Annotated in this window: 7 protein-coding genes; 4 read left to right on the top strand and 3 right to left on the bottom strand. The window is 26.9% G+C overall.

Annotation, left to right across the window (positions count from 1 at the left end):
* Window positions 1-3: 3 nt before the first annotated feature.
* Window positions 4-285, top strand: coding sequence for a Sec-independent protein translocase subunit TatB (gene tatB / locus ERUM_RS01755; protein WP_011155003.1), 282 nt, complete (start codon window positions 4-6; stop codon window positions 283-285).
* A complete protein-coding gene (locus ERUM_RS01750; protein WP_011155002.1) occupies window positions 282-1667 on the top strand; it encodes a PleD family two-component system response regulator in 1386 nt (461 codons plus the stop codon). Before tatB ends, ERUM_RS01750 begins: the two co-directional genes overlap by 4 nt.
* Before the next feature lie 378 nt (window positions 1668-2045).
* Here the strand turns inward: ERUM_RS01750 and ERUM_RS01745 are convergent, their stop codons facing one another.
* From ERUM_RS01745 to efp, 3 genes are all read right to left on the bottom strand, one after another.
* Window positions 2046-2963, bottom strand: coding sequence for an RluA family pseudouridine synthase (locus ERUM_RS01745; protein WP_011155001.1), 918 nt, complete (start codon window positions 2961-2963; stop codon window positions 2046-2048).
* Window positions 2964-3965: 1002 nt separating this feature from the next.
* The gene (locus ERUM_RS01740) at window positions 3966-4736 is read right to left on the bottom strand and encodes an inositol monophosphatase family protein (RefSeq protein WP_011155000.1); all 771 of its coding nucleotides are present in this window, start codon (window positions 4734-4736) and stop codon (window positions 3966-3968) included.
* Between the two features lie 161 nt (window positions 4737-4897).
* The gene (gene efp / locus ERUM_RS01735; RefSeq protein ID WP_011154999.1) at window positions 4898-5467 is read right to left on the bottom strand and encodes an elongation factor P; all 570 of its coding nucleotides are present in this window, start codon (window positions 5465-5467) and stop codon (window positions 4898-4900) included.
* A 559-nt stretch (window positions 5468-6026) separates the two neighbouring features.
* Here efp and ERUM_RS01730 point away from each other — a divergent pair.
* Window positions 6027-9431: an FAD-dependent oxidoreductase gene (locus ERUM_RS01730; protein ID WP_011154998.1), complete on the top strand. Its 3405-nt coding sequence runs from the start codon at window positions 6027-6029 to the stop codon at window positions 9429-9431.
* 2504 nt (window positions 9432-11935) lie between these two features.
* A complete protein-coding gene (locus ERUM_RS01725) occupies window positions 11936-12619 on the top strand; it encodes a phosphatidylserine decarboxylase (RefSeq protein ID WP_011154997.1) in 684 nt (227 codons plus the stop codon).

Here is a 12619-nt window from a genome sequence, read left to right as displayed (position 1 = left end):
GTAATGTTTGGCATAGGTATATCAGAAATTGTTGTAATAATTTTAGTAGCATGTTTGGTAATTGATCCAAAAAAGTTACCTTTCTTAGCTAAAAATTTAGGATTCTATTACAGAAAATTTATAGAGATAAAAGAAGAAATTTTTCATTACCTAAAAAAAATTTATATTAATGACACAGAAGATGATAACAACAATGTAGTTATTAAAAAAATAATAGGAAATGATGGTAAAACATACGATAGTTATGTAACAAAAAATAATCCCAAGAAAAAAGAAGACTTATGACTGCAAAAGTATTAATAGTAGATGATTTAGCTGCAAACATTAAGTTACTGCAAGCTAAACTAGTTAATGAATATTATAACGTATTGACTGCAACAAATGGCATGGATGCCATACAGATTGCTCAAGAGAAGCATCCTGATATAATATTACTAGATGTGATGATGCCAGAAATGGATGGTTTCGAAACTTGCAAAAGATTAAAATCAGATCCTACAACCATCCATATTCCAGTAGTTATGGTAACAGCTCTTGACAACACTTCAGATAACAGAGCTACTGGTCTTAGTCATGGTGCTGATGATTTCTTAACAAAACCTATAAATGACATTGCATTATTTGCAAGAATTAGGTCATTAACAAGATTCAAAATGGTAATAGATGAGTTAAGATTACGATGCAAAACAAACACTGAAATGAGTGTATTAAATGATAGTATAATGAACTATGCCAATAAAATAGATGATGCTAATATTTTAATAGCAGACGAAGATACATTAAGATCTGAACACATCAATAACATACTACAACAATCATTTCAACAAACTGTAGTCTCACACAATATAGAACAAGTTCTCAATTTAAGCAACATAGAGAATTACGATCTTATAATCATTGACTTAGAGTTTTCTGGAGACGGATTAAGACTATGTTCACATTTACGTAACAAAATTGAAACACGTTATACACCTATTCTAGTCTTACTTGATGAAAATGAAGACACAAAGCTACTTACTAAAGCATTTGATATAGGAATTCATGACTATATAACAACCCCAGTAGATAGTAACGAACTCATAGCAAGAGTTAATGTACAAGTAAAAAGAAAAAGATATCAAGATGCCTTAAGGATTAACGTAGATACTAATATGACAATGGCAATAACTGATCCTCTTACTGGATGTTTTAATAGACGTTACTTTGACATGCACTTTCATAACATGATTACTGAATCATTATGTAAAGATAAGACTATATCTTTAATGATACTAGATATTGACCATTTCAAAGAAGTAAATGATACATTTGGTCATACCATAGGAGACGAATTACTACGACAATTTAAAAATAGAGTATCCGACAATATACGCATAACAGATTTATTAGCAAGATTTGGAGGTGAAGAATTTGTTATAGTACTACCTGACACAGATATAAATACAGCATATCAAACAGGACTAAGAATACTCTCACTAGTAGGAGAAACACCCTTTAAAACTAGCATAGGAGATATACATAAAACTGTTAGTATTGGTATCACAGAAATGTTACATTCTGATATTAATAACATAAAACAATTAATAGATAGAGCTGATAAATGTTTATATGAAGCAAAAAACACAGGCAGAAATAAAATTGTAACTGACCCTGTAATAAACACTTAACATATAATTATTTCAAATGTAATAGTCAAATAATTACTCTACATTTTAATAATTTTTTGTATTATCTCATAACTAAGAACATATAGAATATCATAAACACTAGGAAATTATTATATATAATAAACTATAAAAACATTATTTATATGGTTTATTTCAGTAAGATACAATTAAAACAATTTCCATACTAATAAGTTAAAAAAACTCTCTACTATAATTACTTGTAATACCTTATTAACAAGGTGTTTTCTTTTTTTATATTACAAATTAATACCTAAATAAATATAAAGAAAATACACTACATATGTACAAATACAACATCATATGTTGCACAATTCAACATACTAAACAGACAAAGATATATTTTATTAATATACAAAATTATAATAACTTTTCCAGTTGTAAAATTATATTTTGCATATAAGACGGCATGGGTATAGTTATTGATATTTCTTTACCATCTATATTAATAGACAAAAAATATGCATGTAATTGTAAATAATCATTTGATATACTATCACAAATTTTTCCATATTTGACATCACCAACAATTGGACATCCAATACGTGAAAGATGTATTCTTATCTGATGTTTTCTTCCAGTGATCGGTTGTAGGTCAAGTAATCCAATATCATTTGGCAGTTTCCTGAGTGTAGAAAACATGGTAACAGCTTGCTGCATAAATGACATATTTTTCTCTAGAGTAATTCCATGCTTCTTCTTAACAATGGGATAATCAATTTGTCCAAAATCATCATCAGGTATTCCACATGTTAATGCCAAATATTTTTTTTTAACTTTTCTATCTTTAAACTCGTTCATAATAAGCCTAGAGACTCTAGCATTACGCGCTAACATTAAAATTCCACTAGTACTCTTATCCAATCTATGAACTATTTTCATAGATTCTCCAATTCTAATACTATCTAATACATCACTTATACTGATTTTAACTTTACTACCACCTTGAACAGATACCCCTGAAGGCTTGTTTATTACTAAAACATTATCATCCTCATACACGATATTATCACAAATTAGTTTTACTAAAGACTCACTAGCGAATTTGCAAACTTTTTTATCCTTCTTTTCTTTACTAATTATACATTCATTTTGCACATAAATTACATTACCAACATTAAGCTTAGTATTAGACTTTACTTTTAAGCCATCAAGTAAAATTATCCTATTACGTAAAAATTTTTCAATTAGTGACTGAGGAATTCTTAATTCTTTTCTAATAAACCTATCTATCCTAACACCTAGATTATCTTCTTGTATAGTATAATATTTACCCATAAATGTTCACAATTAGTATAATATATCTCATTTAACTATGACAAAGCATCAAAATTACACGCTTTTTTCTATTTACTTAGTATTAACTTGAACTGAATATTTATTAGACATGCACCAGTAATTATAATACACCACATATTTTTAAGAATAACATATTTACAACTTTTATACACGATAATAAAGCATAGTACTGTTATACTTATAATATTAATTAATATATAAAGATAATCTTTAGTAATTTAGATTAAACATTTACAATTAGTTTACAAATTACTACACTCAACCAATTTATGAATAATAAATAATGATAAAAATTGTTGTAAGAAAAATCTACAATTATCCTTTGTCAATCATGATACCAATATCTACAATAATATGATAAACGATACATATAGAAAACTTCTAATTAATATGGTTTTGTAGACAGCTATTTTAAATTTAAGCATGTAGAAATCTAATAGCTATTAAAACATTTTTTTTAATAGATGTTTAATATTTCCATATTCAGTGACAAAAAGTTATTTATATTACAAAGAATAGTTAATCAATGTTTTTGTAAATATTATGTTACATTCTTGATTAATCATTTTTTTGCAGTAAGAATTTATCTACTACTTATAATATTACTTGATGAAATAATAAGCACAAATAAATATATATATTCTTATCTCATTGACTTAATGTTTATTTTATAATAGTTCATTAGTTTATATAAAGTAGCAATGTATTATATGTATGCTATATTAATCCCAACATAGCAAATTATGTAATACATATCAATCTAGTTACTTATTAACTTTAATTTATCAAATATTTCACAATAACCATACCACTAAAAAACAAACTTATTTAAAAAATACTGCAAATAATAACTAGAGACTATAACTATTTAATAAACTAATATTACTGATCTGTATGCATATAGAAAATTTCTTATAAACTAACTACTCTAACAAGGATAACATTAATAAAGAAACCATAAAGTTATTATATAATATAACTTTACTGACTATTACCATAAAACTTTCTTGTTAAATAATCACATAAAGTAAAGTTACTAGCTATAAACAAACCATCGCTACACATAACCTTCCCCTTACTTTCCTCAACAAACAATTTACCTACTGCTGCCTGATATTTATTAACGTTAGAATAAACTAATGCATCATAAGACCCTGTACACAAGTAAGAAAACCCCAAAGCCATAGATCCCATAGCACGTATTATTACAGCCTGAGAACTAAGTTGATTATCAATAATATTAACATTAGACTTTGTAATAACAAAATCAATCACACTTCTACTAATACTTTGCTTATTTCCTACATGCATTTTTATATAACGAGACTGTACATTCTCTGAAAAAGCTCCTACACCCTTTTCTACATAAAAAGTTTCTTTAAGTGCCGGTGCATCTATAATAGCAGCAATTGGTTCACCATGACGAAAAAATGCAATTAATGTAGCAAAATATGGCAAATAATTTATAAAATTAGTTCTACTATCTATTGGGTTAACAAACCAAAAATTTTCTCCAACATCAGATATATCTCTACTGTCATCAAAAATCATTCCATAATCTCTTCTATAATTATGTAACCCTTCAGTAATGACTTTTTTTGATCTAAGATAAGCAGACCTCATAAAATTACTTGCAGTCATATAAGAAGATTGCATATATCGAATTTCACTAAAATCCCTAGCTAGCGCTCTAGATGATTGTCGCACCGACTTGAGCATAATGTTAGTAGTAGAAGAAAAAATCACAGACATATATATAACCCTTTTATAACCTTTTTCATTTCATAAATCTACTACAGATACAACCACGATAAATCACCTAACCGTTACCTACCTTATAGCTGCTTTCAATAAATATGTAGCAACCAAACAAATATCAAATTAACATATTTTTCTATAAAAATATAAACTATCTATTCTTTTGCACGCTCATAATAGCTATCATCTGGAGTATAAACAACTATTTTATCACCAGACTTAATAAATGTAGGAACATTAATACGTTGATTATTTTCCAACATAGCTACTTTATATGAAGAAGAAGATACAGTCTGACCCTTTATAACAGCTTCAGTCTCAATTACTTGAAGAGTAACATAATCTGGAACCTTAGCAGATATAATTTCTCCATTATATGATAACAATGTAATGACCATATTATCCTTTAAATATATACTTTTATCACCTAATATATCTTTTTTAATTGTAATCTGTTCATAATTACCAAGATGCATAACAGTTAGCATTGAGTCATCACCATAAATATACTGATAATCAGCTTCATCAAGAATTGCTCGTTTTATATCACCATCTGCACGAAATCTCTCATATTGCTTTGCACCAGTTTTTAGATTTTTCATCTCAGCTTGAATATAAGCACCACCTTTACCAGGTTGAGTATGCATAATCTTCACCACTAAGTATAAAGCATTGTTATGCTCAAGTACATACCCAGGCCTGATATCACTTCCTCTTTCCGCCATTTCCTATTAAATATTAAGTATAACTGCGAAATTCTATTCTTAAAGAATAAGTATTTCAAGAAAAATAAACAGATAGTAACAATATCAATTTCAATAATATTAATCTTACTATGTTATACCAATTACATATCCTACATTACCTTAATAACATTCACCACTCATTATATAAATACATATAATTCTGTCTTAATAACGAGATACATTAACATCAAAATATCTATAGATATAACAAACTCTGATACATTTAATAATGCATCATAATAAAGATCAATAAAACAACTGGCAATTTTATATAGATCTGAAATCAGATTACTACAATCCTAGTAGTAAATTTACACATGTTAAATCTACTTAATACTTATATAACAACATAATACTTTCTGTAAATATTCACATTTAAACATTAGTAAAATGCCCTTATATAAATATAAGGCCCTAAAATTCTATATAAATATAGAATTTTCACATTTTAATTAATATGTTACATTGCTTACATAATTCATCATAATAGCTACCCACAACAATCTACTTTTATTAATAGAATATATACCATAAAAATATGATAAATTTTGAGCTAACAACACAAAATCTATATACTAGAGAAAAGTTATTAGAACTAGATAATATATTTCTATCATATTTACAATCTCATGATAAAAGTTTATATCAAACACTAATTTTAGCACGACAAGGTAATACTAATCATAATAATACATCATCTATAATAGAACTTTCATATGTAGTTGAAGATTTTATATCACAATTGTTCAATATTGAAGATGAAGTAATACTACAAAAAAACATCCATAAAGAATTTATTGAAATATACAAATGTAAAAGATTATTTGTACAACGTTATGCTTTAAAAAAATATCCCAACATTAATAACTTGAATATAGAAGAAATCACAAATAAAATTTCTCAAATTTTTTCATTACCAATTCAAGAAAAAGAATTCTCTAAAAAAGTACTATTATGGTTTGAAAATCAAGAACAATATGAAATAGATTTAGACATTGCAGCTCAATACGCTGCATATATGGTACATTCTCAAGCAAACAATAATATTTTATTTAGTACTCCTAATAAAATAGATTTTCACAACTTAGTACCTGTCAAGATAAAGAACATACACAAATCAGATGTAATGACATCAAAACACATTAAATACAGAGATGGATTTAATCTTACTCATAAACCACCTACTTTATACCAAGCATTAAATAATACCCATTACTGTATATTTTGTCACAAACAAAACAAAGATAGTTGTTCAAAAGGTTTATTAGAAAATAACCATTCATTCAAAAAATCAATCCTATCTACTGAATTACATGGATGTCCTTTAGAAGAAAAAATATCAGAAATGAATTTCGTTAAATCTCAAGGATATCCCATAGCAGCACTAGCAATTGTAATGATTGACAACCCCTTATGTGTGTTAACAGGACATCATATTTGTAATGATTGTACTAAATCATGTATTTATCAAAAACAAGATCCTGTCGATATACCACTAATTGAAACTCAAGTAATAGATAATGTATTGACTCTAAGTTACGGATTTGAGATATATTCACTACTTACCAGATGGAATCCTATAAATTTCAAACATCCATTACCACACACTAATACAAAGAAAAATGTACTAGTAGTAGGCTTAGGACCAGCAGGAATCAATTTATCACACCATTTACTTAATGACGGACATACTGTTGTAGCAATAGATGGTTTAAAAATTGAACCTTTACCTCAACATATTTCAGGAATAACTCAATTTGGAGAAAGAACACAATTTAATTTAATCAAAAACGTAAAAAAAGAACTGTACGAAAATTTAAGTGAAAGAACACCTTACGGATTTGGAGGAGTTTCTGAATATGGTATCACAGTAAGATGGAATAAAAACTATTTAAAAATAGCAAGATTAATACTTGAAAGAAGAGAAAATTTCGTAATGCATGGAGGAGTAAGGTTCGGAAGCACAATCACAACACAAAATGCTTTTGATATAGGATTTCATCATATTGCTCTTGCTACTGGATCAGGTAGTCCAAATCTTATTCACCTAAAAAACTCACTAGCACGTGGAGTACGTACAGCATCAGATTTTTTAATGTCTTTACAACTAACTGGCTCTGCCAGGAATAATGCTATTGCAAATCTACAAATTAGAATGCCAATTATTGTAATAGGTGGAGGACTCACAGCAATTGATGCAGCAACAGAAGCTCTTGCATACTATCCAGTACAAGTAGAAAAATTTTTATTTAGATACGAAACATTAGTAAAAACATACGGTAAATCTTACATAGAAAAAAACTGGACAGAAGAAGAAAAAAATATAGCAAATGAGTTTTTAAATCATGCAATACAAATCAGAAATGAAAGAATATTATCCAATACAGAAAATAGACATCCACAAATTATGGAACTATTAAAATCATGGGGAGGAGTTACTATAGTTTATAGAAATAACCTAATTGATTCTCCAAGTTATAGATTAAATAGCGAAGAAATAAAAAATGCACTAGCAGAAGGAGTATATTTCATAGAATGTTTACAACCATATGAAATAATACTCGATGATTACAATCACATCAGTAATATCAAGTTCACCAGCAAAGATAATAATAAAAAAACACTCCCAGCAAGAACTATTATATTAGCTACAGGAACTAAACCAAATTTAACTAGTATACAAGAAAGTCAACAGTTATCGTCATTAAATAAAGATTTCACTCATACCTTTGATTTAGAAGGTAATAGTAGAGACATAATCTCATCATCTAAATTCACAAAAAAAGACAGTATATTCATATCTACCGATAGAAAAATCAGTATTTTTGGAGACTTACATTTACCATATAGAGGAAGCGTAGTGAAAGCCATGGCAAGTGCTAAAAATGGATATTCCACTATAACACAATTATTAAAAGAATACCCACAGAAAAAAGATGATTGCTTTCTCAAAACAGTAAATCACTTGCTAAAGGCATACATACTAGATGTAGAATATCTCACAAAAAATATAACAAAACTTACCATTTTAGCACCTTTAGCAGCAGCTAACTTTAAACCTGGTCAATTCTATAGATTACAAAATTTTGAATATAATAGCCTAAATATAGAAAACACCAAATTATCTATAGAAAGTTTAGCATTAACAGGAGTATCTGTTGATAAAGATAAAGGAACAATCTCAACTATAGTATTAAATGCAGGAGGATCTAGTCATCTATGTAATTATCTTAAAAAAAACGAACCTATCATTTTCATGGGACCAACCGGCACACCGACAGAAATTCCTAGTAATAAAAATGTCATGTTAATAGGTGGAGGCGTAGGAAATGCTGTTTTATTTTCAATAGGTCAAGCACTATTATCACACAATTGTAAAGTTTTATATTTTGCAGGATACAAAAAAACAGAAGATATCTTTGAACCATCCTCTATTGAAAAATCATCAAGTAATGTTATATGGTGCTGTAATGAAAAAAGAATAGAACCAAGAAGAACACAAGACCAGTCTTATCATGGCAATATTATTGAAGCTATTGAACAATACCAAAACCATACATCACAAGGCACTAATATACCACTACATTCTATAGACAGAATTATCATGATTGGATCAAGTCACATGATGGATGCCGTATCCTATGCTATATTTAATCAATATCGTCATTTTTTCAAACAAGATATAAAAGTTATTGCCTCTATTAATTCTCCTATGCAATGCATGATGAAAGAAATATGTGCTCAGTGTTTACAAAAACACATCAATCCAATTACAAAAGAAGAATATTTTATATATAGTTGCAAAAACCAAGACCAACCTGCAGATTATGTAGATTTCAAGTTCCTACATGACAGGTTAAAACAAAATACATTACATGAAAAATGTACAGCACAATGGATAAACTATTGTCTAGCAAAACTATCAATACATGATACAAAATAAATTTTAATGCTAAATAATCAACAAAATTGTATATAAGCCATCAATACAATTTAGGGTTTGCATACCATGTAAATTTCAAGTTTTTACATGACAGGTTAAAACAAAATACATTACATGAAAAATGTACAGCACAATGGGTAAATTATTGTCTAGCAAAACTATCAATACATGATACAAAATAAATTTTAATGCTAAATAATCAACAAAATTGTATATAAGCCATCAATACAATTTAGGGTTTGCATACCATGTAAATTTCAAGTTCCTACATGACAGGTTAAAACAAAATACATTACATGAAAAATGTACAGCACAATGGGTAAATTACTGTCTAGCAAAACTATCAATACATGATACAAAATAAATTTTAATGTTAAATAATCAACAAAATTGTATATAAGTCATCAATATAATTTAGGGTTTGCAGATTATGTAGATTCTAGTTTCTATACAATAAATTAAAGCAAAATACATTACATGAAAAATGTACAGCACAATGGGTAAACTATTGTCTGGTAAAACTACCAACACAAGATATAAAATAAATTTTAATGTTAAATAATCAACAAAATTGTATATAAGCCATCAATATAATTTATATTTGCAAACATATGTAGATTCTAGTTTCTATATAAAAAATTAAAGCAAAATACATAACATAAAAAATATATGACACAGTGGTAAACTATTGTCTAGCAAAACTATCAATACAAAACACCAAATAACTTTATATACAAATTTAAATATCACTTATAACTTATGGATCATGTCAATTTTAAATCATTACATAAAAAATGTATAGTACAATAGATAAACTACTATTTAATAACACCACCAATAATAGGATAATAAATAAACTTAAACGATCACAACAAACAATGCTGTCATCTATGAAGATAAATAAAGCATTACGTAACTTGTATTTTTCAATTAAAATATCCTTCTAAAAGAAGGCTTATATAAATATATGCACTTTACAATCCTAACAATACAAAACCTCAATCGGAATTTCTTCTATTTCTTGTAGCTTAGGGTTTATTAAAACATTGGAATTGTAATTTGATATTTTTTAGTACTACAGTAGATATTGCTAATCATTAATAACCTTTAAACTTTGATATGTAACATTTTTTTATAGTGATACACAACAACATATCTAATTTTCAAATAACTATTTTATATAATTACAACACATTCAAATAACAAAGACGATAGAGCACCATATTAAGCTTAAACAAACCATACTTTACTATTAGTCATTTATTATAACTCAACTAAAGCTAAAAAAAATACTACAATTATTATATAATTACATAAATTTATGTAGTTAATGATAGTATTAATCTCTCATATTATGTTATAATTTGATACACAAAAATTATACATACAATCATAAAAACCAACTTTGATAATTAATTATCAAGACAACACCTTTGTATACAAATATGAAATAATAGATAATAAACACACAAACATATGTACAAAAGAGGTAATTTATTTATGCATAACAATTACTCCGTAAACAAAAGAATGCAATAATCCAAATACAAGCTTTAAAAGAATAGAGTTATAGATAAATAAATCAATACTGATACTAACATAACACCACTTAAATAAATTTAATATACATGTTTTTTTTCTAGAATAGAAATGCAAATTATGTAATATACTTTTGATGTATCGCTACAAAAAATTGCTAAAATAAGTTCTAACCTAGTGAAAAAACCCTTTGTAATTCAAGTTATGTTTTATATGCAAGTGCATAAACTATAGATTCATGCATGACATAAGGTTAATCTACAGAATTCTAAAATAAAACAAATTCAAAAAAAGTAATTGTTCTGATACAAATCATCTAAGATTACTAATGTTCCTATTTATATACATAAGTATAATGAATCTTCATCAATGTTACAAAACAACCGATGAACAAATTATGATGATTAGTGTTTACAATATAATTATACTGCTATATTAAAATTACACTATTTACATAAAATAAACCCGTGTTGTATGCTCTTTTATATTTTTAGAATAGATGTTGTGTATGATTTAGAATATTAAATTTTCTAAACACACACTTATAAAATTCTAATTAAAAGTTCTAGTGTGATATTATAGAAAATTAAATTACAACAAATTTTCTTATACTCTTCAAATTGTTTGATAACTTAATTATATTTGAAATAATTAAAATTTAACATGCTTAAACACATATTTAAATTAATACATATTATTAACTAACATTCTACTTATATAGTAAAAGTACATTATATCAATAATATCAACTTTAATATAATAATATGCTACAAGTACGTTATTGAATATAAATACAAATTACATCTTAAAAAAATATCATATTACTATGAAATACCAATACTTTAAATAAGTATACAATAAACAGGTTATCACTTATCTATATGATTCTACAGTACCTTATCAAATAGTAATTGCATAAAATATTGCAATGTATATAATTTTTGAAAAAGGCCTGAGGTTAAATAATGCTTTGTAATTTAATTCACAATATCCATAAAGAAGGGTATATCATCATAATGATATCCTTTCTTTTATCTTGTATAGGTTTCGCAATCTCTTGCAGCTTAGGTATAATCTTTCTAGTTGCATCACTACTATGTATATATTTCTTCCGTGATCCTATACGTATCGTTCCTGAAGGAGATCATTTAATTATCAGTCCAGCTGACGGTATAATACTAAACATTGAACAAGTCAATTCACCAATAGATAACTCTACGCAGGTATTATGCATTAGTATCTTCTTAAATGTACTAAATGTTCATGTAAATCGAATTCCTGTATCTGGTACTATCAAAGCTACAGAATATATACCAGGAAGATTTATTTCAGCTTCACTTAATAAGTCAAGTGAGTTAAATGAAAGGCAAAGAATAGTAATAGAATCCAATGTCAATCATCACACAATAATTGTAGATCAAATAGCTGGATTAATAGCACGAAGAATAGTATGCAATGCTTATGAAGGTCAGAATGTTAATTCTGGAGAAAGATTTGGTATTATCAGGTTTGGAAGTCGAGTCAATATATATTTGCCATTAAATATCCACATATCAGCTTTCAAAGGACAAACAGTAATAGGTGGAGAAACTATTCTTGCATATCTAGAAGATTACCCTCATAAACAATTAACAGCAAAATTTATATAA

This window comes from Ehrlichia ruminantium str. Welgevonden, from assembly GCF_000026005.1.
Taxonomy (GTDB): Bacteria; Pseudomonadota; Alphaproteobacteria; order Rickettsiales; family Anaplasmataceae; genus Ehrlichia; species Ehrlichia ruminantium.
The sequence above is the reverse complement of the archived record's forward strand: the minus strand, read 5'-3'. Positions and strand labels throughout refer to the sequence as shown.